25 protein-coding genes and 1 pseudogene are annotated in these 26,272 nt (G+C 55.3%); 13 read left to right on the forward strand and 13 right to left on the reverse strand.

Going from position 1 to position 26,272, the window contains the following annotated elements; genetic code table 11:
- Positions 1–176 precede the first annotated feature (176 nt).
- From BWI95_RS16665 to BWI95_RS16680, 4 genes are all read right to left on the reverse strand, one after another.
- The gene (locus BWI95_RS16665) at positions 177–749 is read right to left on the reverse strand and encodes a helix-turn-helix domain-containing protein (RefSeq protein ID WP_076769869.1); all 573 of its coding nucleotides are present in this window, start codon (positions 747–749) and stop codon (positions 177–179) included.
- A 63-nt stretch (positions 750–812) separates the two neighbouring features.
- A complete protein-coding gene (gene araC, locus BWI95_RS16670) occupies positions 813–1,709 on the reverse strand; it encodes an arabinose operon transcriptional regulator AraC (protein ID WP_232374380.1) in 897 nt (298 codons plus the stop codon).
- A gap of 64 nt (positions 1,710–1,773) precedes the next feature.
- On the reverse strand, positions 1,774–3,153 hold the full coding sequence (locus tag BWI95_RS16675) for an MFS transporter (protein ID WP_054803615.1): 1,380 nt from the start codon (positions 3,151–3,153) through the stop codon (positions 1,774–1,776).
- Entirely contained in the window at positions 3,150–5,189 is a 2,040-nt protein-coding gene (locus BWI95_RS16680) for a beta-galactosidase (RefSeq protein WP_076769871.1), read from the reverse strand. The genes BWI95_RS16675 and BWI95_RS16680 overlap by 4 nt, the downstream gene beginning before the upstream one ends.
- A 216-nt stretch (positions 5,190–5,405) precedes the next feature.
- Between BWI95_RS16680 and BWI95_RS16685 the strand changes: the two genes are divergently transcribed.
- Positions 5,406–6,590 (forward strand): benzoate/H(+) symporter BenE family transporter, encoded by a 1,185-nt coding sequence (locus BWI95_RS16685; protein WP_076769872.1) that lies wholly within the window; start codon positions 5,406–5,408, stop codon positions 6,588–6,590.
- A 123-nt stretch (positions 6,591–6,713) separates the two neighbouring features.
- Positions 6,714–8,123, forward strand: a complete 1,410-nt coding sequence (locus tag BWI95_RS16690) for a PhoPQ-activated pathogenicity-related family protein (protein ID WP_232374382.1) — start codon at positions 6,714–6,716, stop codon at positions 8,121–8,123.
- Here the strand turns inward: BWI95_RS16690 and BWI95_RS16695 are convergent.
- Positions 8,120–8,995 carry a helix-turn-helix domain-containing protein gene (locus tag BWI95_RS16695; RefSeq protein WP_054803617.1) on the reverse strand — a complete coding sequence of 292 codons (876 nt, stop codon included), beginning with the start codon at positions 8,993–8,995 and terminating at the stop codon, positions 8,120–8,122. The two genes, BWI95_RS16690 and BWI95_RS16695, sit on opposite strands and share 4 nt — an antisense overlap.
- A gap of 173 nt (positions 8,996–9,168) precedes the next feature.
- Between BWI95_RS16695 and BWI95_RS16700 the strand changes: the two genes are divergently transcribed.
- Positions 9,169–10,071, forward strand: a complete 903-nt coding sequence (locus BWI95_RS16700; RefSeq protein WP_076769873.1) for a DMT family transporter — start codon at positions 9,169–9,171, stop codon at positions 10,069–10,071.
- A 34-nt stretch (positions 10,072–10,105) separates the two neighbouring features.
- Here BWI95_RS16700 and BWI95_RS16705 read toward each other — a convergent pair whose 3' ends face one another.
- Positions 10,106–11,701, reverse strand: a complete 1,596-nt coding sequence (locus BWI95_RS16705; RefSeq protein WP_076769874.1) for an ABC transporter substrate-binding protein — start codon at positions 11,699–11,701, stop codon at positions 10,106–10,108.
- A gap of 106 nt (positions 11,702–11,807) precedes the next feature.
- Here BWI95_RS16705 and pepT point away from each other — a divergent pair, with 106 nt between their 5' ends.
- Positions 11,808–13,037 carry a peptidase T gene (pepT, locus tag BWI95_RS16710; RefSeq protein WP_076769875.1) on the forward strand — a complete coding sequence of 410 codons (1,230 nt, stop codon included), beginning with the start codon at positions 11,808–11,810 and terminating at the stop codon, positions 13,035–13,037.
- Positions 13,038–13,071: 34 nt separating this feature from the next.
- Here the strand turns inward: pepT and tehB are convergent, their stop codons facing one another.
- The gene (gene tehB, locus BWI95_RS16715; RefSeq protein WP_054803618.1) at positions 13,072–13,668 is read right to left on the reverse strand and encodes a tellurite resistance methyltransferase TehB; all 597 of its coding nucleotides are present in this window, start codon (positions 13,666–13,668) and stop codon (positions 13,072–13,074) included.
- Positions 13,669–13,779: 111 nt separating this feature from the next.
- Between tehB and ydcK the strand changes: the two genes are divergently transcribed.
- From ydcK to BWI95_RS16740, 5 genes are all read left to right on the forward strand, one after another.
- On the forward strand, positions 13,780–14,760 hold the full coding sequence (gene ydcK / locus BWI95_RS16720; RefSeq protein ID WP_076769876.1) for a YdcK family protein: 981 nt from the start codon (positions 13,780–13,782) through the stop codon (positions 14,758–14,760).
- Between the two features lie 89 nt (positions 14,761–14,849).
- On the forward strand, positions 14,850–15,893 hold the full coding sequence (locus BWI95_RS16725) for a catalase family peroxidase (RefSeq protein ID WP_076770326.1): 1,044 nt from the start codon (positions 14,850–14,852) through the stop codon (positions 15,891–15,893).
- Complete coding sequence (locus BWI95_RS16730; protein WP_054803619.1) at positions 15,893–16,432, forward strand: cytochrome b; 540 nt, start codon at positions 15,893–15,895, stop codon at positions 16,430–16,432. Before BWI95_RS16725 ends, BWI95_RS16730 begins: the two co-directional genes overlap by 1 nt.
- Entirely contained in the window at positions 16,429–16,923 is a 495-nt protein-coding gene (locus tag BWI95_RS16735; RefSeq protein WP_054803620.1) for an RNA polymerase sigma factor, read from the forward strand. The genes BWI95_RS16730 and BWI95_RS16735 overlap by 4 nt, the downstream gene beginning before the upstream one ends.
- Complete coding sequence (locus BWI95_RS16740; protein ID WP_054803621.1) at positions 16,920–17,666, forward strand: anti-sigma factor family protein; 747 nt, start codon at positions 16,920–16,922, stop codon at positions 17,664–17,666. The genes BWI95_RS16735 and BWI95_RS16740 overlap by 4 nt, the downstream gene beginning before the upstream one ends.
- Before the next feature lie 3 nt (positions 17,667–17,669).
- Here the strand turns inward: BWI95_RS16740 and rimL are convergent, their stop codons facing one another.
- The 5 genes and pseudogenes from rimL to hglS all read right to left on the reverse strand — a co-directional run bounded on the left by rimL (position 17,670) and on the right by hglS (position 22,983).
- Positions 17,670–18,236 carry a 50S ribosomal protein L7/L12-serine acetyltransferase gene (gene rimL / locus BWI95_RS16745; protein WP_054803622.1) on the reverse strand — a complete coding sequence of 189 codons (567 nt, stop codon included), beginning with the start codon at positions 18,234–18,236 and terminating at the stop codon, positions 17,670–17,672.
- A 47-nt stretch (positions 18,237–18,283) separates the two neighbouring features.
- Entirely contained in the window at positions 18,284–19,939 is a 1,656-nt protein-coding gene (locus tag BWI95_RS16750; RefSeq protein WP_054803623.1) for a glucan biosynthesis protein D, read from the reverse strand.
- A 341-nt stretch (positions 19,940–20,280) separates the two neighbouring features.
- Positions 20,281–20,553 (reverse strand): DNA gyrase, encoded by a 273-nt coding sequence (locus BWI95_RS23920; RefSeq protein ID WP_308810494.1) that lies wholly within the window; start codon positions 20,551–20,553, stop codon positions 20,281–20,283.
- Positions 20,554–20,808: 255 nt separating this feature from the next.
- Positions 20,809–21,297, reverse strand: a pseudogene (locus BWI95_RS23925) (anthrax toxin-like adenylyl cyclase domain-containing protein); the annotation flags it as partial.
- 342 nt (positions 21,298–21,639) lie between these two features.
- On the reverse strand, positions 21,640–22,983 hold the full coding sequence (hglS, locus tag BWI95_RS16760; RefSeq protein ID WP_076769877.1) for a 2-oxoadipate dioxygenase/decarboxylase HglS: 1,344 nt from the start codon (positions 22,981–22,983) through the stop codon (positions 21,640–21,642).
- Positions 22,984–23,284: 301 nt separating this feature from the next.
- Here hglS and BWI95_RS16765 point away from each other — a divergent pair, with 301 nt between their 5' ends.
- A complete protein-coding gene (locus tag BWI95_RS16765) occupies positions 23,285–24,208 on the forward strand; it encodes a LysR substrate-binding domain-containing protein (protein WP_042713059.1) in 924 nt (307 codons plus the stop codon).
- A gap of 147 nt (positions 24,209–24,355) precedes the next feature.
- Positions 24,356–25,051, forward strand: a complete 696-nt coding sequence (locus BWI95_RS16770) for a DUF2076 domain-containing protein (protein ID WP_054803624.1) — start codon at positions 24,356–24,358, stop codon at positions 25,049–25,051.
- A gap of 46 nt (positions 25,052–25,097) precedes the next feature.
- Here BWI95_RS16770 and BWI95_RS23355 read toward each other — a convergent pair whose 3' ends face one another.
- Positions 25,098–25,355, reverse strand: a complete 258-nt coding sequence (locus BWI95_RS23355; protein ID WP_156884919.1) for a hypothetical protein — start codon at positions 25,353–25,355, stop codon at positions 25,098–25,100.
- A gap of 34 nt (positions 25,356–25,389) precedes the next feature.
- Between BWI95_RS23355 and BWI95_RS16775 the strand changes: the two genes are divergently transcribed.
- Entirely contained in the window at positions 25,390–25,920 is a 531-nt protein-coding gene (locus BWI95_RS16775; protein ID WP_076769878.1) for a DUF2778 domain-containing protein, read from the forward strand.
- Positions 25,886–26,170 (forward strand): hypothetical protein, encoded by a 285-nt coding sequence (locus BWI95_RS16780; protein ID WP_076769879.1) that lies wholly within the window; start codon positions 25,886–25,888, stop codon positions 26,168–26,170. Before BWI95_RS16775 ends, BWI95_RS16780 begins: the two co-directional genes overlap by 35 nt.
- Positions 26,171–26,272 lie beyond the last annotated feature (102 nt).

The following is a 26,272-nucleotide window of genomic DNA, read 5'->3' on the forward strand; positions in this document are numbered from 1 at the left end:
ATTATGTGCAAAATGGCGGCTATTGTAGTCAGAACCGGGGCGTTACACCACCTGTCGTGCCGGGAATTTGCGCCAGGCGACAATGCTATGCCGAAATCGCTATTTCCCCCGGCGGCGCTGGCGCGATAGTGTGGTGACAGGAATAGAAATCGTCACGTTGTGGATGTTATGGGGTATTAATCGTCGTCGTTTTTTGCCGCGGGTTCGCTCGCGGCTTTTTCTTTTGGATAGTGGATTAACGAGTGGAAATGTACGGTCTGCGCGGTGCTGTTGCGATAGGCATGCGCCCGGTCGGCCGCGAAACGCACCCCACTCCCCGCCTCCAGCGTCTGCCACTCACCGTTAAGCTGCATATCCAGCACCCCATTGATAACCACCACATGTTCAATCACCCCTTTTTCGTGAGGCGTTGATTCACTCAGCGCGCCCGGCGCGAGGGTGATGGAGAAGAGATCAAAATGGAGCTGTTCATCCCACGGGAAAAGCGGTGTGATCACCATCGCCTGCCGATCGGGATCGTAAGCGTGCGGCGTGTCGCTCTGCGGCGGCGCAATAAAGGTTGAGAACGGGACATTCAAGCCGGTGGCGATTTTCCACAGCGTCGCCACCGTCGGGCTCGACTCGTTGCGTTCGATCTGCCCGAGCATCGCTTTTGATACGCCGGTCTCTTCTGCGAGTTTTGAAAGGCTCCAGCCCCGCGCCTGACGCAGCATTTTCAGGGTTTTTGCCAGATAATCCGCGATATTCATACCGTCTCCGGGAAATTAAAACGCAGCGAGTATAGCGCAGCGTTTCTATTTTAGAGAGCGAAACTAAAGCGAATGTAACTGCTCATACCGTTTGCGGTATTCCCGCGGCCCGACATGGTATTGCTGATGAAAGAGACGCGAAAAATAGAGCGCGTCGTCATAGCCCACGACCTGGGCGATTTGCGAAATAGTCAGCTGCGTATGCTGTAATAACATCGCTGCCCGGCTCATGCGCTGCTTTTCTCGCCAGCCCCAAATCGTCATGCCAATTTCCTGACGAAAAAGATGCGCCAGCCGCGAGGATGAAAGATAGGCTTTCGCCGCAAGCTCGCTAATCGTCAGTTTAGCCGCCAGATTCTCATCAAGATATTGGCAAATAGCGTTGATGCGCGGGTCGACCGAGGCGCGATTACTCGCCGGTTGCTGTTTGAAACAGTAAAGCAGCGCTTTCTCCAGGCTATTCATGGCGAGGATCTTATCCACGCGGTCTGGCGAGGAATTAAGCCGAATCACCTCTTTCACCGCTGTTTTTAGCTGCTCGACGAAAACCACATCGGCGCTTTGCGTCAGGCCAATCTGATGCCAGTTACGATCCCATTTCAGCCAATCAATCCAGTAATGTCGTGGAATAAAATAGATCCACAAATGATCCCAGTAAGTACTTTGCGCTTCACGGCCATAGTGATGCGGGCAACCGGGAGGGAAAAGCAAAATATCGTTCTCCCGGCAGATAAACGTCTCGTTATTACGGTGAATTACCCCTGCGCCACGCAGGGTAATATTTAAAATATAGCCTTTCATCCCCTGCTGGCGGTTAATAAAAAAGTCCAGCTTATTGCCTTTGACGATAGGCGTATAACCCGCCACCAGATAGGCGTTAAAGGTAAAGCTGCGCATTAAAGGCGAGTAGATCAGCAATTCATCATCGACGTCATTCATGGGAAGTGTTTGCGGCCACATTATTGAGCGTCCTTACGCTAGCACAGGCAAAGAGGAAAAGCCGCAGCCGCCTGCGGCGAGTCATTTATTTGGCGAATACACCACGCGAGAGATCGGCCGCCACGCGGTCATAAAAACCATCCAGTTTATAAAACCAGATCAGCACCATATTCAGCATGGCGAGGATAAACGGGAAGAAAATAAACAAGAACTCAATCATATCAAGCACATGCTTTGACTGCTGGGCGTTGCCGCCGCTGACAAAACCGGCCGCGCCAAGGATCCAGCCTACGCTTGCACTGCCCAGGCCCATGCCGAGCGTCTGGCCTAACGTTCCGGCGCTGAATAAGATCCCCTCGATGCGCAGCCCGGTTTTCCACTCGCCGTAATCAATGGTGTCAGCAAGAAAGGCGAACATCGTGGCACCGATGCCGCAAAAACCGATACTGCGCACCACGGTGGCAAGAATGACAAACAGCGAGCTGGTTTTATCAATTAACGGCAGTAAATAGGCAATGCTGCAAATGGTCAGCCCGAGCAGCGCTAAATTGCGTTTACCCAGCCGCTTGATGAGATAAGGAATAACTAATAGCGTGATCAACCCCGGCAGATATTGCGCCACGCTAATCCACGACATCATTGAGACATCCTGCAAAATATAGCGCGAGTAGTAGACGCTGGTGGTCGAGAGCGCCGTTAAGCTGGTAAAGGTGATGAGCAGATAAAAGAAGATCATCAGCCAGTAGCGGTTTTTCAGCATCGAGGCGGCGACGACCCCCGCACGGATATTGTTGCGATTCTCCTTATTGACCGGTTTGATGCGCTCCCGTGTCCAGGCGGCGGTTAATAACAGGCACAACGCAGTAAAGAAACCAAAAATAGCGAACACAATTACCCATGAGGTGTGGCTATTTCCAAAGGCGGCGACCAGCGGCAGCGTAAATGCGCCTACCGTCAGGGAACCGCAGGTTGATAAGCCTTTACGGAAGACGCTCAAAATACCGCGCTGATAGGTATCGCGCGTTATCAGCGCCAGCAGTGAGCCATAGGCAATATTGTTGGCGGTGAAAAAGATGTTTGCCAGTAAATAGGTGACGCAAACATAGATAATCTTGCCGCTATCGCTAATGCCGGGCACCGTCGCCATTAAAAATGCTGACAACCCAAATGGTACGGCGGTCCACAACACCCACGGGCGCGCTTTACCCAGCCGGGTATCGGTTTTATCGATGCGGATCCCGACAAAGACACAAATAACGCCATCGATAACGCGGGCGAAAAACATCAGCGACCCGACCAGCACCGCTGAAATACCGACCACGTCGGTATAAAAATAGGCCAGAAACGTCACCATCAGGGTATAGGTTAAATTCGTACCGTAATCACCCAGGCCAAAGGCAAAACGCTCGCGAAAACCGGGCGTGCTGGTTTTGCTTTGCTGCTCTTCAATCGTTAATGCACTCATTTTGTACTCTCCACGAGAATAATTTGCACATCCCAATCCTTGAGCGTTATTACCTCACTCTGCCTGAGGGTTTTACCGCTAAACAGCAGTCGCCCGCCGGGCTCAGTAAACGTGACGGTTTGCGGCTCACTACTGTAGTTGAAGTAGTAGAGGAGGATATTTTCATCTTTATCAACGCCGCGCTTAATAATCACCGGGAAGGTTTCTGTCGGCATCGTGTCGTGTTGATAGAGGGTATTGCGCAGGAGATGGCGATACACTTTTTCCAGTGCTGCGGGGGTGATATGGCAGCCAATATAGCTGGCGGTTCCCTGCCCGTAGCGGTTGTGTGTGATTGCCGCATACTGTTGCCAGTAACGATGGTCGTAACGCGCCAGCACCTCGGTGTTTTCATCAGGGATGATTAATTCCATCCAGTTGCTGATTTGCACCTCGTCGGCAGAAAGGTCGAGGGATTCTGAATGCAATAAGGTGCGGTCCGGATCAACAAAGAGTTGATAGTGGGCGCCGATCGCTTCGCTGATAATTCCCGGCTGTGCGCAGGTGCGCACTTTCATATGCTCGTCGGCAAAAGCAGATTTAAAGGAGAAAATGGCATGGCCGCCCTGCGCAATATAACGATTAATCTCCTGTAAGCGCTCGTCGCTGACGCTATAGAGCAGCGGGAAGATCAGCATTTCATAACGGAACAGGCGCGGATCGTCGACGGCGATAATATCCACTTCGATATTCATCTTATAGAGCGTGTCGTAATAGTCGCGGAACAGGTCATTATATTGGTGCAGCGCATCGCGGCTAAACTGATGGCCGTGGTATGGGTGCCAGTCGATAGCGGTTAAACAGTCGTTACTGATCACCAGCGCCACCCGGCTGCGGCGTGAGAAACGCGTTACGGTTGCCGCGTGCTGGTTGAATTCGGCGCCAATCGTGCAAGCCTCATGGTAGACCGGATTGGGTTGCAGATCGTGGCTGAGCAACCCTTTCCAGTACGTTTCGTACGAGTTGTGAATCGAGTGCCAGTGCCAGTAACCCAGCAGTCTTGCGCCGCTGGCAACATGGCTCCAGGCCTGCTGGCGCAGCTGCCCCGGGAAAGGCGTCCACTCTTTAAAGGCCTGCGCCTGGGTTTCCAGCACAAAATAGGGCTGATCTTTTGTCACTCTCGCAAGATCGCCGGTAAAAGAAATTTCCGCGCCGGTGAGCTGAAACTGGCTCGGGTGGTAGATATCGACGCCGGTAATATCCAGCACGCTGGCGGTTTTAAAATGGTCGACCTCGGCGCGAATACCATACGACCAGTTGCGCCAGTCAAAATCAAAGTTATGAGTAATAAACTGCGTATCGTTTTTATAGCCTTTCACAATCTCTGCCTGCCAGCCGAGAAAACGCGTCACCAGCGAACGCTGAAATTGTTTAAAGGCGCAGCCGAGGCTGGCATTAATTGTCCCTTCAATCGGCGGGAAATCTTCCCAGGCATCAATGCGGTTACTCCAGTAATCCAGCCCAAAGGCGTGATTCATCTTCTGCGTACTGTTGTTGAACTCTTTTTTGAGGTATTTCACAAACTCGATTTGCGCCCCGGCTGAGCAGGTGTCGTAATATTTCGTTTCGTTGTCGATTTGAAAACCAATGACTGCCGGATGGCTGGCCGTTGCCGCCAATAAGGCGCGAATAATGCGCTCGGCGTACCATAAAAAAGCGGGATGGGTAATATCCATCTTTTGCCGGTGACCGTAGACATTTTTCCCGCTACTGGTGGTGGCCATCACATCCGGATATTTTTTTGCCAGCCACGCCGGTAACGCATAGGTTGGCGTGCCGATAATCACGGCAATACCGTTTTTATACATTTCATCCAGTACCGTAAGCACCGAACTGAAATCAAATTCCCCTTCCTGCGGCTCAAACGTGCTCCAGGTGCTCTCGGCGATGCGCACATAATTAATACCCGCCTCTTTCATCAATTTAATATCTTCGTGCAGGCGTTCCATCGGCAAATATTCGCGGTAATAGGCGGCACCAAACAGTAATTTATCCATCAGCTTCTCCTCATTGTTACCGGAAACATAACGCAGAAAATTCCGGGCCGGATGAAATTAGCTGCTAGCAACATTGAGAAATCTGCTATCGCCATCAGGAGCGGAGATGGCTCACATTTTTACCTCTGGCGCATAGACAAAATCCTGCCCACCATCTTGTGCGCTATAGCGCACGGTGCTACCTTGTGCGGATGTTATAACGCACAAGGCACCCAAATGCGCCCGGCCACACTCTCACTCTCCTCCTCTCTTCCCTTTAACACGGTACTGGCGGGATTTGTCGCCGTGCTGGTCGGTTATGCCAGCTCGGCAGCGATCATCTGGCAGGCGGCCTCCGCTGCCGGGGCAACGCCTGAGCAGATCGCTGGTTGGATGACCGCCCTCGGCGTGGCAATGGGCGTCAGCACACTGGCGCTGAGCGTCTGGTATCGCATGCCGGTATTAACCGCATGGTCGACGCCGGGCGCAGCGCTGCTGGCAACCAGTTTGCAGGGCGTTTCACTTAATGAGGCAGTTGGCACCTTTATCTTCGCCAATGGGCTGATTGTGCTGTGTGGCGTGACTGGCCTGTTCGCCCGCCTGATGAAAATCATTCCGCCGACGCTTGCCGCCGCCATGCTGGCGGGCATCCTGCTACGTTTTGGTTTGCAGGCATTTTCTCACCTTCAGGGAGATATTGTGCTTGGCGGATCGATGCTGCTGGCGTGGCTTATCGCCAAAGCCATTGCGCCGCGCTACGCGATTGTCGCCACGCTGCTGATTGGCGCACTGGTTGCCTGGCTAAGCGGGGACGTGATGCCGCAGGCCATCAGCCTTGCTCCCGTTGCGCCACAGTTTACCGCGCCGGTGTTTCACTGGGCGTCGCTGGTCAGTATTGGCCTACCCCTCTTTCTGGTCACCATGGCCTCGCAAAATGCACCCGGTTTCGCCACGATGCAGGCCGCAGGCTTCAGGCCCTCGGTGTCGCCGTTGATGATCTTTATCGGCGTGCTGGCTCTGCTGCTCTCGCCGTTTGGCGTCTTTTCGGTGTCGATTGCCGCCATTACCGCGGCGATCTGCCAAAGCCCGGATGCGCATCCCGATGCCAGCAAGCGCTGGTTAGCCGCCGCGGCTGCCGGTGTGTTCTATCTGCTGGCCGGAGTATTTGGCGGCTCGATCACCGGGCTGCTGGCGGCGTTGCCCGCAAGCTGGTTGCAGATGCTGGCGGGCCTTGCGCTGCTCGGCACCATCAGCGGCAGTTTGCACCAGGCGCTGAACGCTCCGCGCGAACGCGATGCGGCGATTGTCACCTTTTTAGTCACTGCCAGCGGCATTACCTTGCTCGGGCTGGGATCGGCTTTCTGGGGGCTGGTTATCGGCGGTCTCTGCTATTTCACCTTCAGCCGTGCGCGTAAAATCTGAGCAATGAAACAGGTGACTTTTTCGTCACTCCTGATCATAATTCGTACAGAGGCATTCCGTTTAGTTATGGGATGACCTCACCCTACAGCGGATCTGTAATGAATTAATGAAAGGAGTCTTCCGGTGAAAAGTGCCACCTACCTGTTTTTTATGATCGCGCTTACGGCGCCACTTCCCTCGTCGCTCGCCGACACCCTTGCTGAGTATCGTCAGTCACTTGCGTCGCACCCGGTCAATTATGTGCGGCTGGACACCCGCGAACTGCCCGGCACCAAGGTGCAGCGTTATGTGCTCCATTCGCAAAATTGGTCACCGCAAGATGCGGTGCGCCCGATACGCTGGGAGCACCAGGTGGATATCTATCTTCCTGATGCCGCCAAACCGACCGTTGCGCTGATGGTGGTGAATAATGATGCTGGCAGAGCGACCAGTTTCAATGAAGCATCGCTGGCGCGCATTGCGCTTGCCACCCACACCGTAGTGGTCTCGATCAGCAATGTGCCGAACCAGCCGCTGCACTATCAGGGCAATTCAACGCCGCTGACGGAAGATGACAGCGTTGCCTACAGCTGGAAACGGTTTCTGGAGAGTGGCGATGCGCCATTGCAGCTCCCGATGGCTGCGTCGGTATCGCAGGCGTTCCGGCTGGTGAAACGGGAGCTTTCGCAACAGAAAATCGCAAAGTTTATCGTCACCGGCGCGTCAAAGCGCGGCTGGGCTGCGTGGCTTGCGGCGATAGCCGACCCGGACGTCGTCGCCGTGGTGCCGTTTGCGGTGGATCTGCTCAGCACCCGCGCCGCGCTGGATCATATGTATCGCTCTTATGGCAACAACTGGCCTGTCGCCTTTTACCCCTACTATCGCCAGCAGATCGACCAGCAGATCGCCACCGATAATTTTGCCCGGCTGATGCGCGTGCTGGATCCGATGGCCTATTTGCGCAGCAAAGCGGGCGAGCGGCTGAAAATAAAGAAGTATGTGATTAATGCCAGCGGAGATGATTTTTACACGCCGGACAACAGCCGCTTCTACTACCCGCGCTTGCCGGGCGAGAAGTCGCTACGGGTCGTGGCGAACGCATCCCATGAGGCGGTGCTTTCCGTCGCTGAGCCATCGTTGATTGCCTTCGTTAACCGTTTCCAGGCGCGTAAAGCCCTGCCCGCCATCGCCGAGCGTCGCCAGGGTGCAAATAACCTGGTGCTCCATTTCTCCGCGCAGCCGGAAAAAGTGGTGGTCTGGCGCGCGAGCAACCCGCTGGCACGGGATTTCCGTTATGCCTGCGGCGTGAGATATGAAGCCTCGCCGCCGCCCGCGATGTCAGGCAATACCCTCAGCGTGGCGCTGACGCCACCGGAAAATGGCTGGCAGGCGACATTTGTGGAAGCGACCTTCAGCGATGGATTTGTGGCGACAAGCCAGGTCTATATCACACCGGATGAGATCTATCCGGATGCGGCACCCTCGGCGCAAGGTGGGGCCTGCCGCACGCTGCCGGGGCGCGGGTTAACGCCTGCGGCGCAGGCGGCGAATTAACGTTTTTGCGTCGCGCGAAGCTGCGAGGGGGTGATGCCCTTCGCCGCTTTAAAGCGGTTGCTGAAGTGGCTGGCGGAGTTGAAACCGCAGGCCAGCGCGATATCAGTCAGCGACCGGTTGCTGCTCAGCAGCAGCGCTTTCGCGCGGGCCATGCGGCGCTGCATCACAAACTGGTGCGGTGCCACGCCCATTGACTGGCGAAACATCCGCGCGAAGTGGTACTCGCTGAGCGAAACCTGCGCGGCGAGATCGCAGAGCAGCAGCGGCTCGCCAAGATGCGCCTCGATATACTCCAGCACATTGCGCTGCGCGACGGGCGCCAGTCCGCCGGTAATCGTCGGCAGTTGCCACTGCACATTGCTGTAGTGCTGAACGAGGTGCGTCAGCAACAGCGTCGAGGCGGTGCTGAGCGTCAGCTGGTTGGCGTTTTGCTGCCAGTCGCAGCCGAGCAGAAACTGGCGGTAGAGCGCGGTGATGCTCGCATCCTGGGAGAAGGTCTTTTCATCGAGGGTGAAGTTTGCCGGGCTGCGATCCCACACTTTCTCCCCCACCTCACGCAGATGCTCATCGGTGCAGTAGAGGTGCACAAAGGCGAGATTATCGCGAATATCCCACACCGATTCGCTCTCTTTTGGCATCAAACAGAAGCGATCCGGCCCGCCGCCGTTTTTCCAGCCGGAGGCGGTTTTGTGGTAGCTCTCATAACCGTCGGCAATATAAAGGCTGAGGGTATGGTGGTTGCAATACTGGGTGATGGTATCGCGTTTGTTGGACCACGCCGCCAGCTGAATCCCGTCGTGCAGCGCCACCGAGTTATGCAACACGGCGTTGTGTTTGCGCAGGTTTTCAAAGGCGTCATAGCTATCAGACATTCGCGGTACTTATCCTTTCTCAATCAGATCCCCAGTCTATGAAGAGCGAATCGCAGAAGCCAGCGTTGTGTAAAGAAAAGCGCAAGAATATGCAAGTTGTCCGCAAGCAGGTGCAAGCCAGCCTTGCCGCGCCAGATGACAATGGGCGTTCATGAAAGGGAACGGGAAGCGATATGAACGCATTACTTTATAGTCTGGTGGTGGTGATTTGGGGCACAACGTGGATTGCCATTTTTCTGCAGCAGGGGCCGGTGGCGGCGCCGGTGTCGATCTTCTGGCGCTTCGCGCTGGCGACCACGGTGATGATGCTGGTGCTGCTGGCACGGCGCAAACTGCGCGCGCTGTCGCGGCGCGACCACCTCTTCTGCCTGTTACAGGGCGCGTGCGTCTTTGGCTTCAACTTCTGGTGCTTTTATACCGCTGCGGCGTGGATTAACACCGGGCTGGAGTCGGTGATCTTTTCGATGGCGGTGCTGTTCAACGCCGTTAACAGCTTCCTTTTCTTCGGGCAGAAACCGCCCGCGCGCTTTTTTGCCGCCGCGCTAATGGGGCTGGCCGGGATCGTCACCCTCTTCTGGCAGGATCTGGTGGCCAGCGGCTGGAGCAGCAGTGTATTACTGGGCATTGCGCTGTCGGCGCTCGGCACGCTCGGCTTCTCGTTTGGCAATATGATCAGCCTGCGCCATCAGCGTAACGGGCTTGAGATCGCCACCACCAATAGCTGGGCGATGCTCTACGGCACGCTGATTATGGGGGCGGTTGCGCTGCTGCGCGGAGAGGATTTCACGCCGCTGTGGAGCGTCAGCTATCTTGGCGCGCTGGTCTATCTTGCCCTGTTTGGCTCGGTGATTGGCTTCGGTGCCTACTTTACGCTGGTTGGGCGCATCGGCCCCGGCAAAGCGGCATACAGCACCCTGCTCTTTCCCCTGGTGGCGCTGACCGTTTCAACCTTTTATGAAGGCTATCAGTGGCATGCGCAGGGCGTGCTGGGGCTGGGGCTGATCCTGACGGGCAACCTGGTGATGTTTACCCGCCCGGAGACGTGGTTTGTGCGGCGCAAACCGTCACTCTGTTAAGCGAATGCCGCCTGCGGAACAGGCGGCAAAACGTTTACTTTTTCAGATCCACCTGCCAGAAGAGGTGTTTGCCAAACGGGTCGACCTCATAGCCCTGCACCTCTTTGCGCACCGGCTCGAAAATCGTCGAGTGAGCAATCATCACCGCCGGCATCTGGTCGTGCATCATCTGCTGCGCCTGTTTGTAGAGCGCGACGCGTTTGTCGTGATCGGTGGTCGCCTTCGCCTCGGCAATCAGCTGATCGAACGGTTTGTAACACCACTTCGCCGAGTTAGAGCCACCGTTAGCCGCGGTACAGGTGAAAAGCGGGCCGAAGAAGTTATCCGGGTCGCCGGTGGCAGTGGTCCAGCCCATTAATGCCGCCTGGTGTTCGCCGCTCTTCACCCGTTTCAGGTATTCGCCCCACTCATAGGTCACCACTTTCGCCTGCACGCCCACTTTTGCCCAGTCCGCCTGGATCATCTCCGCCATGCGCTTGGCGTTCGGGTTATAGGGGCGCTGAACCGGCATCGCCCAGAGATCGATGGTGGTGCCCGGCGGCAGCCCGGCCTCTTTCAGCAGCGCCTTCGCTTTTTCCGGATCGTAGTCGTAATCTTTCAGCTCGCTGTCCGCGCTCCAGACGCCCGGCGGCAGCAGATTTTTCGCCGCCGTGCCGGTGCCCTGAAAGACCGCTTTGATGATCGCCGGTTTGTTAATCGCCATCGCCAACGCTTGGCGCACTTTCACATTATCCAGCGGTGCTTTCTGCGTATTGAAGGCGAGGAAGCCGGTGTTCAGCCCCGCTTTGCTCATCAACGTAATTTCTTTGTTCTCTTTCAGGCGCGGCAGATCCGCCGGGTTCGGGAACGGCATCACCTGGCACTCATTTTTCTCCAGCTTCGCTACGCGCACCGAGGCATCCGGCGTGATGCTGAACACCAGCCGGTCGATTTTCGAACGCCCCTGCCAGTAATCATCGAAGGCAGTAAAGAGAATGCGGGAATCTTTCTGGTACTGCGCCAGACGGAACGGCCCGGTACCGACCGGGTCGCTGTCGACGCGCTGCGGCGTACCGGCTTTTAACATCGCATCGGCATATTCGGCGGAGAGAATCGAGGCGAAATACCACGCCAGATCGGCGACAAATGGCGCTTCAGGGTGCGCCAGCGTAAAGCGCACTGTGTGCTCGTCCACTTTATCGATGGCGGTAATCAGTGAGCCAAATTCGAGGCTTTCAAAGTTGGAGTAGGTACCGTTAGAGACGTTGTGGTAGGGGTTTTTCGGATCTTTTTGCCGCATAAACGAGAAAATCACATCATCAGCATTAAAGTCCCGCGTCGGCTTGAAGTATTTATTGCTCTGAAACTTCACATCTTTTCGCAGATGAAAGGTGTAGACCTTGCCATCTTCGCTAACGTCCCAGCGCTCAGCCAGGCTCGGCTGTAACTCGGTAGTGCCAGCTTTGAAATCGACCAGCCGGTTATAGACCGGAACCGCGCTGGCATCCACACTGGTGCCGGAGGTGTAAAGCTGCGGGTTAAAGTTTTCCGGTGAGCCTTCAGAGCAATAAACCAGTGTTTTCGCCGCCACAGAAGAAGTGCCTATCAACGTGGTCAACGCCAGAGCAAGTGTTGTCGGTTTGCTAATCATAGTGTTTCCTGTTGTTTTATTTTTAATGCTTGTTGTTTGCCTGCTCATAAATAACATTAAAGTGAAATTGCAAACACCTGATAATACGAATAAAGAAGGAATCACTATGCCCTCGCCGCTAGCCAGTCAATTAACGCAGCGCTTCTTTCGCTACCTGAGTATCACCAGTCAAAGCGACGCAAATGCCACCACCCTTCCCACCACGCCCGGCCAGTTTGATATGGCCCGCGAGCTGGCCAACGAGTTGAAATCCCTCGGTCTTGAGGAGATTGTTATCGACGATCGCGCCACGGTTACGGCGGTGAAAAAAGGCAACGTTGACGGCGCGCCGCGCATCGGTTTTATCACCCATATCGATACCGTTGATGTTGGTTTGTCGCCGCATATTCATCCGCAAATCCTGCGTTTTGAGGGTGAAGATCTCTGCCTGAATGCCAAAGAAGATATCTGGCTGCGCGTGCAGGAGCACCCGGAGATCCTCGCCTATCCCGGCGAAGAGATTATTTTTAGTGACGGCACCAGCGTGCTCGGCGCGGATAACAAAGCCGCAGTAACGGTGGTGGTGACGCTGCTGGAGAACCTGACGACCGAACAGCGCCACGGCGATATTGTGGTGGCCTTTGTTCCCGATGAAGAGGTTGGATTGCGCGGCGCGAAAGCGCTGGATCTGGCGCGTTTTGACGTCGATTTCGCGTGGACTATCGACTGTTGCGAGCTGGGCGAGATTGTTTACGAGAACTTCAATGGCGCCAGCGCGCAGATCCACTTTACCGGGGTCACCGCGCACCCGATGTCGGCCAAAGGCGTGCTGGTTAACCCGCTGCTGATGGCGATGGATTACATCAGCCATTTTGACCGCCAACAGACGCCGGAAAATACCGAAGGCCGTGAAGGCTATATCTGGTTTAACGGCATGGAAGCCGTACAGGGACATGCCAGTCTGAGCGCCAGCATTCGTGATTTCGATAAAGAGAGTTTCGCCCGCCGCAAAGCGCAGATTGGCGACGTCGCTGAGATGATTGCCGCGCAATACCCGACGGCAAAAGTAGAGTACAGCGTTAGCGATATCTACAGCAATATCAGTAATGCGATTGGTGAAGACCGCCGCGCCATCGATCTGATGTTCGAGGCGATGGAGACGCTCGGCATTACGCCGAAACCGACGCCGATGCGCGGCGGTACGGACGGTGCGGCGCTCTCGGCTAAGGGTTTGTTAACGCCAAACTTCTTTACCGGCGCGCACAACTTCCACTCGCGCTTTGAGTTTTTACCCCTGCGCGCGTTTGAAGCCTCCTACAACGTGGCGTTGCAGCTCTGCCTGCTGGCGGCCCGTTAAGATAATGCAGCCCGGCAACGGGCTGCTTTTTTTATCACGCCGGTTTATGCGCCAGCAGCGTGGCGAAGCGCAGTTTGATGCGGTTGCCCTGCTCATCGGTGCGGTGCAGTTCCCCCACCTCTTCGTTATATTTCAGCAGCTCCCAGCCCGCGTAGTAGTTACGCAGCTCACCCTCTTCGAAGGCAAACGGAAAGCCGACGTTGCACGGGTAATCGGCGGTATCCATTGCCGCGACAATCAGATTGTGGCCGCCCGGTTTGGTGCAGCGCTGCATATTGGCTATCAGCCCCGGAATGGTTTTCGCCTCGAGGAACATCATCACCACGGTGGAGAGAATAAAATCATATTCGCCCTCAAAGCTCAGGCTGTTTAAATCAACGCTGTCGATATGCAGGTTATTAAGCCCTTCCGCGTCACGAATGCGCTGCACATTGCTCAGGCTGTTGGGGTTTTTATCCCAGGCCGTGACATCAAAGCCTTTATTCGCCAGGTAGAGGCTGTTGCGTCCGTTACCACAGCCGAGATCGAGCACCTTGCCAGGCGTGATGTAGTTCATCGCGTTCAGCACTTCCGAGTGTGTCGGGGTCATCCCATATTTTTCAGTAAAATAGTTCTCATCACGCATAGTCATTATTCACAGCCTTTAATGGGTATTTTGCATGCATTTTATGAATTTCACCCGTTGATAGCCAGCGTCCAAATATTTGCTACGGTTAAGTAAGAACATCCGGAGAAGATAAGCATGAGCAAATACCGCCTCAGTGATGAGACGCGCCTCTTCAGTTACCCGCTCGGCGGCGAGAAAAAGAGCGTCGCGCTGCGCCAGATAATCGCCCTGCGCGATTTTAATGATGTCACCGCCGGCAGCGCGGGCGGCTGGGTTGATGATGAACAGGTGCTCGATCAGGCAGGGAATTGCTGGATATACGACGAAAACAGCATGGTGTTCGATGGTTGCCGCATCCGCGGTAACGCGCGTATTACGGGATCGTGCGTCATCTGCCTGAATGTAGAAATCAGTGATAACGCCTGGGTAGATGGCTGCGAGCTAAGCCATGGCGCGATTTTACGTGACAACGTCACGGTGCAATCCTCCACCGTGCGCGGCGTCTGCCAGCTACGCGGTGAGGCGCGCATTCTAAGCGGTTGCGATATCATCGCCGCGCGCGGATTAACCCAGGAGCGCGAACAGGTGCTGCAGATTTACGATCGCGCGACGGTCAGCCACTCGCGGGTGGTTCATCAGGCGCAAATCTATGGCGATGCGACCGTCAGTTACGCCTTTATTGAGCACCGCGCCGAGGTGTTCGATTTTGCCCTCCTCGACGGGAATGAAATTAATGATGTCTGGGTGTGCGACTGCGCCAAAGTCTACGGTCACGCCCGGGTGATTGCCGGACGACAAGAGGATGAGATCCCCACCCTTCGCTACAGCGCCCAGGTGGCGGAAAATGCCCGCGTCGAAGGCAATTGTGTGTTGAAACATCACGTATTAGTTGGCGGCAATGCGCAACTGCGCGGCGGGCCACTACAGCTCGATGAAAAGGTGGTGATTCAGGGCAATGCGCGTATTGAAGGGAATGTGCTTATCGCCCACGAGGTGGAGATTGCCGACAATGCTGTGATCATCGCCGCTGAGAGTGGCAGCCTGCTGCTGCGCGGCCCGAAAGTGGTCAACGGCGATCAACACATCACCCGCACGCCGCTGGTCGGCTCGCTCTGACGGGCATCCATAAATTTATTTTCATCCGCCGGGAATAAAGCGCCGCGCTCTTCGTCTTATCTGCTCACTATCAGCAGGATGAGCGAATGATGAACAACACTCCTTTAACCTCCACGCAGCTAACGGTGCGCCTCGCGCTGGTTGGCCTGCTGCCGCTTCTGGTTATGCTGCTGTTTCTTTGGGGCGGCGGCTGGCTGACGCCCGAGCGGCTCACCTCAGACAAACTCGTTAACGTGCTACAGCAGTCCGGCGGTGAGCATCCCGGTTTTCGCCGCAACCACGCCAAAGGGATCTGCGTCAGCGGCGAGTTTATCTCCAGCGGCAAGGCCAGCACGCTTTCGCGCGCCGCGCTGTTTGCGCCGGGAAGCACGCCGGTGATTGGTCGTTTTGCCATTGCGGGCGGCAACCCCGCCGCGCCAGATTACGCCGTGCCGGTACGTAGCCTGGCGCTGGCCTTTGAACTCCCGGACGGCGAGCAGTGGCGCACCGGCATGAACGCGATGCCCTTTTTCCCGGTGCGCGGCGTCGACGGTTTTTATGATATGCAGCTGGCAACGCGTCCCGATCCCGCCACCGGCAAACCGGACCCGGCAAAGGTAAAAGCGTTTCTTGAGAAGCACCCGGAAGCCGCGCCTTTTCTCGCATGGGCAAAAGCGAACGTGCCCTCCAGCAGCTGGGCCAGCGACCGCTTTAACAGCCTAAATTCCTTTCGCATGATCGACAAAACTGGCAACGAGCAGCTGGTGCGCTGGAGCATGGTGCCGCAGACGCCTTATCAACCCATCAGCGCAGAGCAGAAGCAGGATAAAAACTTTTTACAGTACGATCTGCGCCAGCGCCTCGATCAGGCCCCGCTGAAGTGGGATTTGGTCATTACCGTCGCCAGCGCGCAGGATGACGGCAGCGATGCCTCGCGGGCCTGGCCTGCCGGGCGGCAAACGATCAATGCCGGTACGCTGGTGCTGAACCGCGCCGTTGAGCAGGCGCAGGGTGACTGCAATGACATCAATTACGATCCGCTGATCCTGCCGGACGGTATTGCCGCCTCGAACGACCCGCTGCTGAATGCCCGTTCATCCGCGTATGCCAAATCCTACAACCTTCGCACCCGCGAACAAGCCGGAGCCCACTGATGAAACAGGTCGCTTATTTCCACCCGCTGCTGCGCGCGGTTCACTGGCTGATGGCCGCCGCCATTATTGCAATGCTGTTTATCGGCGTCGTGATGGTTTCCACCGTCTCCTCCCTGCACAGCCTGCTGGTGACGATCCATAAACCGCTGGGTTTGATGATCCTTGTGCTGGCGCTGGTGCGTTTGTGGTTACGCTTCTATACCGCCACGCCACCGTTGCCTGCCTCCCTGCCGGTCTGGCAACGCGCGATGGCGCATCTTTCGCACTGGGCGCTCTATGCGATGATGCTGGCACAACCGTTAATTGGCTGGGCGATGCTCTCGGCGGCCGGTTATCCGGTGACGCTCGGCGGTGGATTCGTGCTGCCACCGATAGTCCCGGTGAATAATGACTGGTATGCGCTGCTGCGTCCGTTGCATTCTGTGGTGGCGCTGGCGCTGTTTGTCACCGTAATGGCGCACCTCGCCGCCGCACTGCTGCATGCACTGGTGCTGCGCGATGGGGTGTTTGAGAGCATGTCGGGAAGCCGCAGACGATGAACGATGATGAAATCCGCGAGGTGATGCCGCATCTCTACCGCTTTGCCCTGTGGCTGGCGCGTAACCCGCACACCGCGGAGGATCTGGTGCAAAGCTGCCTGGCGAAAGCCCTGACGCGGCAGCGTGATAGCGAGCAGAGCCTGCGCGCCTGGCTCTTCACCATTCTCTATCGTCAGTTTGTCGATGGTGAGCGGCGGCGCAAACGCTACCTGAAAGTGCTCGCCTTTTTCACCGGCGAAGAGCCTGGCGGTTTTACCGCCGAGTCGCTGGCTATCGCCGATGATACGCTTGCCCTCTTTGCCACGCTGCCGACGGAGTATCGCGCCGTGCTGCTGCTGGTGAGCGTTGAAGGGCTGAGTTATAAAGAGGTGGCGCACACCCTCGACATTCCGCCCGGCACGGTGATGTCACGCCTGTCACGGGCGCGCAAAATGCTGCATGAAAAACTGGAAGGCCAGCCAACGCCGTTAGCGTTAAGGAGATTGAAATGACGTTGCCACCAGATGAACACGATCTGCACGCCTGGCTTGATGGCGAGACCGATGAGGCGACCTCAGCGCGCATTGAACACTATCTGGCGCAAAACCCGCAGGCCGCCCGCGAGGTTGCAGGCTGGCGGCAGGATGCGCAGCGCCTGCGCCAGGCAATGGATCGCCATACCGCTACGCTTGAGATGCCGGAACCCCGCGCGCTGCGGCGCCAGCAGCGCCAATTGCGGCAATGGAAACTGGCAACGGCCTTCGCGCTGGTAATGGCGCTCGGTGTTGGCGGTTTTACCGGCTGGCAGCTGAAAGAGTCTCAGATGGTGCTGACCCACGCGCCGATGGAGGACGCGGTGCAGGCCTACAAACTGTTTGATAACACCGCTATCACCCCGATGGATGTGGCGACGACGCAGCAAACGGAGCTGACTCACTGGGTCGGGCGCTACTTTATCAACGGCAACCAGCCGCCAAATCTGGAGCAGTATGGCTTTACGCTGGTCGGCGCACGGCTTGTTGCCACGGCGCAAGGCCCGGCGGCGCTGATTATGTATCAGGATCCGCGCGGCACGCGGGTTGGCTGGTATATCCGCCCCTTAAGCCCGGGGAAATTACCCCACGGCGAGCGTAAGGCCGAAGATGTGATGACGCAGTACTGGAGCGACGACCACTATAACTATGCGCTGGTTACGCCGCTGAACTCCCCGGCGGTCAACGGGCTTAGAAAAGCGGTTTCGCAGGCGAACAGCTAAGGCTTATTCATCATTGAGCGTGACGATTTTGCCCCAGATATTCTGATCGTCGAAGCGGCCATTGAGGAACTCCGCCTCTCTCTGGCAGCCTTCGAGGGTGAAGCCGTTACGCTCCGCGACGCGGTTACTGGCCTCGTTGTCGACCCGGCATTTGATAACAAAGCGGCGGATATCGCCGCGTTCGGCGTAAAAGCGCATCATCGCCTGCATCGCGCGGGACAAGATACCCTGCCCCTGCGCCGCTTCATCCAGCCAGTAGCCGATGTAGGCCGCTTTGTTGGTCGGCTCGATAGCGTTGAGAGAGAGCACGCCGACCAGCACGTGATCGCGCAGGATCAGGAACATCTTCGCGTAGCCGCGCTGATGTAACAGCCGGTTGCTCTGGGCGGTTTTACGGGTGGTCTCAATGGATGTGACATACTGCGGCCAGTCGAGATAGCGCTGTAAGCTGTCGCGGTTTTTGACAATCAACTGGTGAAGATCGTGAACAAAGCACTCATCAATCATTTCGAGCGTGAGTTGCTCGTCAACCTTAATCACCGTATCCGGGCAAGTCGGTTCCTGTAACATCGTTCCTCCTGAAAAACATCGCCCCCATTCGGGGGCGATTAAAAAGCTTAGCGCATGATGCGGTCATCTACGTAGTTCCGCTTCTCCGGCGCGGGTGGGAAGTATTGATAGAGCCAGGTTTCGCTGATCGCCTCGCCCTGGCAGCGCAGGAACATGCGCATCTCTACCGGGTCGGTCGACGCATTGGTTGGATACCAGTCGAACTGAATGCGATAACCGTCAAACGGCTCGACGTAGAGGATCTCCACCTGTTTCGCTTCCCCGTTTGAGAGCGTAATCACCGGCTCAATCCCTTTCGGCGCGGCGGCTTTCAGATCGCCGCCGACAAAATCGATGGCGAAACGACGCGCCCACTTCTCCGGATAGTGCTCGCCCGGCGCCCAACCTTCCGGGAAACCGCCCATGCCGGTCCGCGTCGCATAGACGTTTGCCAGAGGTGAGCGTACCGGCGGCTGCGCGCTCCAGTAGAGGCGATACTCAAAGGCAAGCTCGTCTCCGGCTTTGATCGGTTTTTCCGGCTGCCAGAAGCAGACCACGTTATCCAGCGTTTCGCCGGTGGTCGGGATCTCCATCAGGCTGACCGCGCCTTTGCCCCACTTATTGCGCGGCTCCACCCACAGGCTCGGCCGTTTGTTGTACCAGCCCATCACATCCTGATAATGGCTGAAATCCCGGTCGAGCTGCAGCAGGCCGAAGCCTTTCGGGTTCTCATCCTGGAAAGCATTGAATTGCAGCTTCTGCGGGTTATTCAGCGGGCGGCAGATCCACTCGCCGTTGCCGCGCCACATCGCCAGGCGGTCGGAGTCGTGGATCTGCGGATGGATGGTGTCGCAGACGCGGCGCTCGTTATTGCCGCAGCTGAACATGCTGGTCATCGGCGCGATGCCCAGCTGCTTGATCGCCTTACGGGCATAGAGGCGGTTGTCCACCTCCATGATCACCTGGCTCTTCTCGCAGTGGATGACGAACTTATACGCGCCGGTCAGGCTGGCGCTGTCGAGCAGCGCATAGACGGTAAAGGTGGTGTCGCCCGGCTTTGCCGTTTCGAACCAGAAGGAGGTGAAGTCCGGGAACTCTTCCGGCGTATCGGTAAAGGTATCAATCGCCACGCCGCGCGCGGAGAGGCCGTACTGGAAGGTGTCATCTACCGCGCGGAAATAGCTCGCGCCGAGGAACGAGACAACGTCGCGGCGTGCCAGTTCCGGGGCTTTAAAGGCACGGAAACCGGCAAAGCCGAGATCGCTCTGCCCTTCAAGCTGTTTGGTGTCAACGCCGGCGTCGTGGTAGTTGAACAACTCCGGGCGGAAGTGAATTTCACGCGCCTGATGAGTCCCCTGATCCAGCGAGAACATGCGTACGCGGCGGCGAAAACCCATGCCGACATGGAAGAACTGTACATCCAGCTGGCGGCCTTCAACGTTATTCCATAACGAGTGCTGCGCATCATACTGAATACTGTTATAGGCTTGCGGCGTCAGGTTAGCCAGCGTCGGCGGCAGCGCTTTCGGCGCGCCTCCCCATGGCTGTTCGGCCAGATCGTGCGCCATGGATTGCAGCACGGAGAAGTCGAAACGGCGGCTTTGACCATCGGCAATATCGGTCTGCGCTGCAGATGCCGCTCGCGAAAAGAGCGAGGCAACGCCAGTGGTGCCGTAAGTTGCCGCGAGGGCCATGGATGCTTGAATAAATCGTCTGCGGTTCATGCCTGGTAACACGTCCTTCTGGTCGTAAAATGGCATTTCGCGATATCGCGAAACAGCGGCAAAAGCGTATGACTGATGAAGGCACCACTCTAGACAAAATTCATTGAGAATCCAATTGTTGGCCGTTGATTATCTGAGCAAATCGTGAAATTTTCCCAGGCTTTAGGAGCAGCCTGAAAACTATGTAAAGATTTGTCCGTCACTAAAACTAAACACTCCCCTTGGGTGTTCTCATCCCTGGCACAGCTACTCGTGACAGGATGCAACTTCCCATTTTATTGCAATATCTTCAGGGTAATTAGGCGCAACAGTGTCGTTACGCCATACCGGAGGCGAGAGAGTTAAAAGCCAAAAATCGGACTGTATTCAGGCGCATATTTTTCTCTTCTGAGTTGCGCATAGAAATCCAGCAACTCGGCTTTCGAGTTAATCTGAATAACATATCCGGCAGGATGAATAAATATGGGTTTATCAGCAATGTCAAAACCAGGGCTGAAAGGATTACCCGTTTCATCATTGTGCCAAACGAGTTTTCCCCCCTTATATCCCTCATTCGCTATTTCTCTGTTTAATGCCTGAACAATAGTCATACCAAAAAAATGCAAGTTGCCCATGTTGGCATCCTCATCCTGGCCGGGTAAGGCTTTTGGTTTGAGAAAATCCTGTTTGAAATTCCCCCGCAGGGCTTTTGGTGATGATGTTAATGGCCGGACATTAACCGATTGGTTAAGATTTGGAATGATAGAAAATAAATCATAATCTGCGGTGATGGGCCTGGAGTCAGCATAATCACTACCAGATTCAGGTGGGTTGGTCATAACCCGCACAGGATTGGATTTATCATCAAACACCTGTCCATCGCTGTTGATAATAAACTCCTGGCGTCCACTGGGATATTCAGCGTAATAACGACCATTACCCATCTCCGTTAAGTTTCCGGTGCTGATGAGCTCATTTATACGGTATTTGCTGATTTTTAAATCAATGGCTATAGCGCCTTTTTTAACCGCAGAGGCGATATAATCACTCTGTTTATGGTAAGAAGACGGCGATATTTTGGAATAAATTGGCTTTTCCGCAATAAATCCTGCTGTCGGTCCAGTCTGACTTGACTTCGCTTTCATATGAAAATTTTTTGATGGATAACCTTCACTTAATAGCGTCCTACCCAACGGATTGGGCATTCTGATCCCGAGCACCACATTGTATTTCATCGCCACACGCTTAAACGCATCGGCGTAGAGTAAATCGGTTAAGGTTGTATGCCTGCCAGCGGTCAGGTGACTATCCCCTTGATCTTCATTAACATCCTCTGAACGCTGCGCGTGCAGATTTCTTTTTGCCATGTACGCAAACATAGGTTACTCCGCATAAATGGAAGAAGGTTGATTTTTAAGCATAGTGTTTTTTGGCACTGAAGAGGGAAAGCGTGAACGCTTGTGATGTACAAGGCTTAGCGATGGCTATCGCCGATTAGACTTCCTAAAAGAGGATTTCCGCGCCGGGTGCTTTCTGCGCCCTTTTGTACTGAGCGTTAAAACGGGGGCAGTTACCGGCCAGGGCAATATGAATCAGAGGTTAAAGCCGCCCGGCTGGCGGCCTTTTGTGAAAGATTATTAGGCGTGAAAAGAGCCTGACAGCGTAGCTGTATGCGCATGCATTTTTATGCAAAAGAAAGCGTAAAATCTGACTTTGCCTTGTTACAGCAGACCGCAACGGCGTTTGCTGCGCTCTTCAGCCTGTTGATAGAGGGCAAACTCATCGAGCACCGGGCAGCCGAGTGCGGCTTCAAACTGCTGCTGGCTGGCATTGCCGTGGCTGCGCGCCTGGGTGGCATTCCCGAGATTGGACTGAAAAATCCCGGCGGCGCTGACGGGAAGGAAATCTTCATAGATGATGGGCTGCGCGACGACCCAACCGCGCTCAATCAGCGGCTGCGGATCGTCACCGGGGCGAATTGCCTGGCGGTGCGCCTCCCCGGTCGGCGTCAGGCGGTAGCGGAACCACGCCAGCCCCTGCTTGCGCAGCAGCATCTCGCTGTCAGGAAACGCTTTAAACACCTCCTGCAAATGGAGCTGATGCGTGAGGTTATCTTTGCCTGTCCCTGCACTGTTCAGCAGCCGGTCGTACAGTTCACGCCCTTTCGGTGTCAGCGCGACGCCGCGCTGTTCAATCTCGCCAAAGCGCGCCGTGTGGGTGCCGTGATGCTCGCCGCTGAACAGCACCGGCTCATCAAGGGCTTTAAAACTGGTCTGGCGCAGCAGAATCGGCACTTCGCGGCGCGGCGGCCCTTCAATCAGGATTTTTGGCTCAATGCCATACTCCGGCATCAGCGCCTGCACCCGGTCGATATCGAGCGTGCGCGGGGTTAAGTGGTTGATATGGCAGCCAGGGAAACAGACCACATCGGCAATTAAGCGATGTTCGTCATGCAGCGCCTGATAGGTTTTTTCATCGACGGTGGCATGGCGGTGCCAGCGAAACGTCTCCAGCGCCTCTTTGACAAACAGCTCAGCCTGCTGGGCGGTAAAGCCACCGTTCAGCTCATGCACTTCAATAAGTTGCCGACAGGCTGGCGTGAAGATATCGCGCTTCGCCAGAATCGCTGCCGCCCGGTCGCGTAACGTCTGGTTTTCAATCAACTCCAGGCGTAACAGTGAGGTGAAGATGCGAAACGGATTGCGTGATAGCGCTTCATCATCGATTGGGCGAAAGGCGGTGGAGTGAACAGGCACGCCGGCCTGGGAGAGGTCGTAATAGCTGACCGGGAACATCCCCATAATGGCAAACATGCGCCGCAGGGTTGAGAGCTCCTCCGCGCTACCGACGCGGATCGCGCCGTGGCGTTCAACGTTCAGCCTGGCAAGCTCATCGGCATTCACCAGCTGTTCGTGAAGACGTGGATTGTGTTCCAGTACAGCCAGGTTCACATCAGCCACAAGCTCCAGCAAGGTGCCATACTGCGGGACTTCCTGCTGGTACATGGCCGACATCGCCTGCGAAAATTGTTCCCTGATCTCATCTGCCGTGATGCTGTACGTCATAGTCTTCTCTCTCCACGCTGTTATCTCTGGAGTGTAGAGAAGGCTGCCCGCGCCCGTGCGGGGAAATTTACAAAGTGTGATCGTGGCAAAAAACGCGCCTGTTCCGCTCGTAATCGAACATAACGAAAGATTATGGAACGCAGCGCCGACTAATCCCTGGAAACATGCTGGTTTCGTCACATTGCGGGCAGAATGTGTTTGTAACTCAAAAGGATTGGATGTTAATAATATTTTGCAAACTAGTTATCAAAATTAAACAAACCTGCGAGCCACCATCGCCACTCGGTTTTAACATTATCTTATGGAAAAAAACGCTCTCTTTTCACAGCGCATCCGACTGCGCCACCTGCATACTTTCGTCGCGGTCGCGCAACAAGGAACATTGGGTCGCGCTGCCGAAACCCTTAACCTGAGCCAGCCTGCTCTCTCAAAGACCTTAAATGAACTTGAACAGCTTACCGGCAAACGGCTGTTTGAGCGTGGACGCATGGGCGCGCAGCTTACCCACGTTGGTGAGCAGTTTTTAAGCCATGCGGTGCGGGTGCTGGACGCGGTCAATATTGCCGGGCAGTCGTTAAGCGATCAGGAAGAGAAAAATTGTGAGTTGATTCGCGTCGGCGCGCTGCCGACAGCGGCGCTGGGTATTTTACCGGCGGTGATTGGCCAGCTGCACAAGCAGCAGCCGGATATCACTATTCAGGTGGCGACCGCCAATAACCCGATGCTGCTTGCCGGGTTGAAGACCGGCGAGCTGGATGTCGGTATCGGGCGCATGTCCGATCCGGACCTGATGTGCGGCTTACACTATGAGCTGCTGTTCCTGGAGTCGCTTAAACTGGTGGTGCGCCCGCGTCACCCGCTGTTGCAGAGCACCGTCACCCTGAGCCGGGTTCTGGAGTGGCCAGTAGTCGTGCTGCCGCAGGGCACGGTGCCGCGACAGAACGCCGAAGAACTGCTCGCCAGCCAGAACTGCACGTTGCCGACCGGCTGTATTGAAACCCTTTCAGCCTCTCTTTCGCGACAGCTGACCGTCGAGTATGACTATGTCTGGTTTGTTCCATCCGGGGCGGTGAAAGACGATCTGCGCCTCGGCTCCCTCGTTGCGCTGCCTATTCCGCCGCTGGGCATCGGCGATCCGATTGGTATTATCACCCGCGTCGACGCCCCGCTCTCTCCGGCGGTGCTCACCTTAATCAGCTATATCCGTAAAACGCTGCCCGATTGATGCTTCACTGTTTCGAATCTGCTGTGTGACAGCCTTGTTTACCTTTACCTGAAACCAATCTTAAACAAACATTTCAGCACGAGGACGCCAGCGAAAGGCGCTGATAGACTCAAAGGTACTCACGACAGCAAGAGGAAGATCATTGTTATGCAATATGATGAACAGCAGCTTATCAATGGGCTTTTTCAGCGCCTGAAACAGGCTGAACAACAAAACGGCCAGCGCGATGCGCAAGCTGAGCGCCAGATCGCCGAACTGGTCAAACAGCAGCCGGCTGCGCCCTACTATATGGCGCAATCGATGCTGATCCAGGAAGCGGCATTAAAACGCATGCAGGCGCGCGTGCAGGAGCTGGAAAACCAACTGGCACAGCAGCAGCAGAGCCAGCAGCCATCTGGCGGCGGGAGCTTCCTCAGCGGTCTGTTTGGCGGTAATAAAAACCAGCCTGTTCAGCCCGCGCAAAACTGGGGCGCGCCCCCGGTCCAGCAGCAACCGCAGCAGTATGCCTCCCCGGCACCCACCGCGTCGCGCGGCAGCGGGTTTATGGCGGGTGCACTGCAAACCGCCGCGGGCGTGGCGGGCGGTGTGGTGATCGCCGATATGCTGACCAGTATGTTTCACCACTCCCAGCCGCAAGAGATCGTGAATATCATCGAGGAGCCCGCGGCTGCCGCAGGCGACGCCACGCAAAACGATGCCTTTAATTCCGATGCATTTAACAACGCTTCCGACACGCATTTTCTCGACAACAGCGATCCTTACCAGTCTGACAGCGTTAGCGATTATCAAAATGATGATTTCGGCAGTGACGATTTCAGTAACGATGACGACAGTTTTATTTAACCCTTAAATCACTTCCTGAGCCGGATAGCACCGCGTTATCCGGCTCTTAGATTTCTGGCGCTGCCCTCAAATAATCATCTTCTACAGCGATTTTTCGCTGCGCCACATCACGATCGTTGATAAGCGGCACGATGTAACAATCCTGAAAAACCGCCTTTTTAGGGGATTCATGCATTGAATATAACGAGTTTATAATCGCTCCTGGACAATGTTGGCGGTGTTTGGTTTTGTGCTGTTTACATGTCACCTGAATGGTAAAAAGCGGAAATATCTGTTTGGTCAAGATAATGCGCTTCGCTAACATACCTGTCATTTATGAGTAATTTGTAAGGGATAACATGGCATTACACGGGACATTTGTTCTTAATGGAGCGGACTATGCTCCGCTTACTTTCTCTGGCATTGGTACGTTTATGGCCTTTTCTGGAAGCGGTTCTAACCGTAACCAGGCTGGCTGCACAAATGTTCCTACAGTAGGACCTCTGCCTGTCGGTAAATATTGGATCGTTGATCGTGAGCAGGGAGGAATTTTTTCAAGAAGCTTGGCTGCCTCGAAAGATCTCTATAACAAAATGTTTCGCGGCGCTGAGTTTGGTCATTCCGATTGGTTTGCGCTCTATTATGACGATATCGGAATTGATGACTGGACGTGGGTTAAAGGTGTTCAGCGTGGAAATTTTCGCCTGCATCCAGGCGTTATCTCAGAAGGTTGTATTACGTTGAAAAACAGCAGTGATTTTGCAACGCTCCGCAAAAGGTTGCTTGAGACTCCGTTGATGGACGTTCCCTGCATGAGATATCTTAAAGCCCGCGGCTCAATTGAGGTTAAAAGTAATGGTTATAACGAAGTTTGTCCGACGGGCCGCTAAAACGGTCTTTTTTATTGTGCTGTTTTGTGTTTTTGCGCGGTTGATTAATTCATCTGCATTTATCAGCCTCGATACTGCTAATGCTTTTGCTGCCTGGCTTCATGGAAGCGCGAGTCAGGAAAATTATGATGATTTATGGTTTTTTACCGATGTCGGTTTGTCATTAATATCAGCCATCATTGCTTATAACATCGTGATAAAAGTTGGTCGCAAGATCGCGGGTCGATCCTCGATTAAAACTGAATCTTAAGCACCGCGAGCGAACATTCCCTCTCCCTACCAGATCCGGTAGTCTGCGCAAATTGCATCATATATTGATGCTACGCTACGCAGCACTCGCACCATGTGGGTT

It is taken from the genome of Kosakonia cowanii JCM 10956 = DSM 18146 (assembly GCF_001975225.1).
Classification (GTDB): domain Bacteria; phylum Pseudomonadota; class Gammaproteobacteria; order Enterobacterales; family Enterobacteriaceae; genus Kosakonia; species Kosakonia cowanii.

Excerpts from the sequence above, each read along its gene's own strand:
- BWI95_RS16775 (WP_076769878.1), top strand. The coding sequence starts at position 25,390 with ATGGCATTACACGGGACATTTGTTCTTAATGGAGCGGACTATGCTCCG.
- BWI95_RS16700 (WP_076769873.1), top strand. The coding sequence starts at position 9,169 with ATGAACGCATTACTTTATAGTCTGGTGGTGGTGATTTGGGGCACAACG.
- pepT (WP_076769875.1), top strand. The coding sequence starts at position 11,808 with ATGCCCTCGCCGCTAGCCAGTCAATTAACGCAGCGCTTCTTTCGCTAC.
- BWI95_RS23355 (WP_156884919.1), bottom strand. The coding sequence starts at position 25,355 with ATGTTAGCGAAGCGCATTATCTTGACCAAACAGATATTTCCGCTTTTT.
- araC (WP_232374380.1), bottom strand. The coding sequence starts at position 1,709 with ATGTGGCCGCAAACACTTCCCATGAATGACGTCGATGATGAATTGCTG.
- ydcK (WP_076769876.1), top strand. The coding sequence starts at position 13,780 with ATGAGCAAATACCGCCTCAGTGATGAGACGCGCCTCTTCAGTTACCCG.
- BWI95_RS23920 (WP_308810494.1), bottom strand. The coding sequence starts at position 20,553 with ATGGGCAACTTGCATTTTTTTGGTATGACTATTGTTCAGGCATTAAAC.
- BWI95_RS16705 (WP_076769874.1), bottom strand. The coding sequence starts at position 11,701 with ATGATTAGCAAACCGACAACACTTGCTCTGGCGTTGACCACGTTGATA.
- BWI95_RS16665 (WP_076769869.1), bottom strand. The coding sequence starts at position 749 with ATGAATATCGCGGATTATCTGGCAAAAACCCTGAAAATGCTGCGTCAG.
- tehB (WP_054803618.1), bottom strand. The coding sequence starts at position 13,668 with ATGACTATGCGTGATGAGAACTATTTTACTGAAAAATATGGGATGACC.
- BWI95_RS16770 (WP_054803624.1), top strand. The coding sequence starts at position 24,356 with ATGCAATATGATGAACAGCAGCTTATCAATGGGCTTTTTCAGCGCCTG.
- BWI95_RS16725 (WP_076770326.1), top strand. The coding sequence starts at position 14,850 with ATGAACAACACTCCTTTAACCTCCACGCAGCTAACGGTGCGCCTCGCG.
- BWI95_RS16730 (WP_054803619.1), top strand. The coding sequence starts at position 15,893 with ATGAAACAGGTCGCTTATTTCCACCCGCTGCTGCGCGCGGTTCACTGG.
- BWI95_RS16675 (WP_054803615.1), bottom strand. The coding sequence starts at position 3,153 with ATGAGTGCATTAACGATTGAAGAGCAGCAAAGCAAAACCAGCACGCCC.
- BWI95_RS16735 (WP_054803620.1), top strand. The coding sequence starts at position 16,429 with ATGAACGATGATGAAATCCGCGAGGTGATGCCGCATCTCTACCGCTTT.
- BWI95_RS16680 (WP_076769871.1), bottom strand. The coding sequence starts at position 5,189 with ATGGATAAATTACTGTTTGGTGCCGCCTATTACCGCGAATATTTGCCG.
- BWI95_RS16750 (WP_054803623.1), bottom strand. The coding sequence starts at position 19,939 with ATGAACCGCAGACGATTTATTCAAGCATCCATGGCCCTCGCGGCAACT.
- BWI95_RS16685 (WP_076769872.1), top strand. The coding sequence starts at position 5,406 with ATGCGCCCGGCCACACTCTCACTCTCCTCCTCTCTTCCCTTTAACACG.
- rimL (WP_054803622.1), bottom strand. The coding sequence starts at position 18,236 with ATGTTACAGGAACCGACTTGCCCGGATACGGTGATTAAGGTTGACGAG.
- BWI95_RS16780 (WP_076769879.1), top strand. The coding sequence starts at position 25,886 with ATGGTTATAACGAAGTTTGTCCGACGGGCCGCTAAAACGGTCTTTTTT.
- BWI95_RS16740 (WP_054803621.1), top strand. The coding sequence starts at position 16,920 with ATGACGTTGCCACCAGATGAACACGATCTGCACGCCTGGCTTGATGGC.
- BWI95_RS16765 (WP_042713059.1), top strand. The coding sequence starts at position 23,285 with ATGGAAAAAAACGCTCTCTTTTCACAGCGCATCCGACTGCGCCACCTG.
- BWI95_RS16695 (WP_054803617.1), bottom strand. The coding sequence starts at position 8,995 with ATGTCTGATAGCTATGACGCCTTTGAAAACCTGCGCAAACACAACGCC.
- hglS (WP_076769877.1), bottom strand. The coding sequence starts at position 22,983 with ATGACGTACAGCATCACGGCAGATGAGATCAGGGAACAATTTTCGCAG.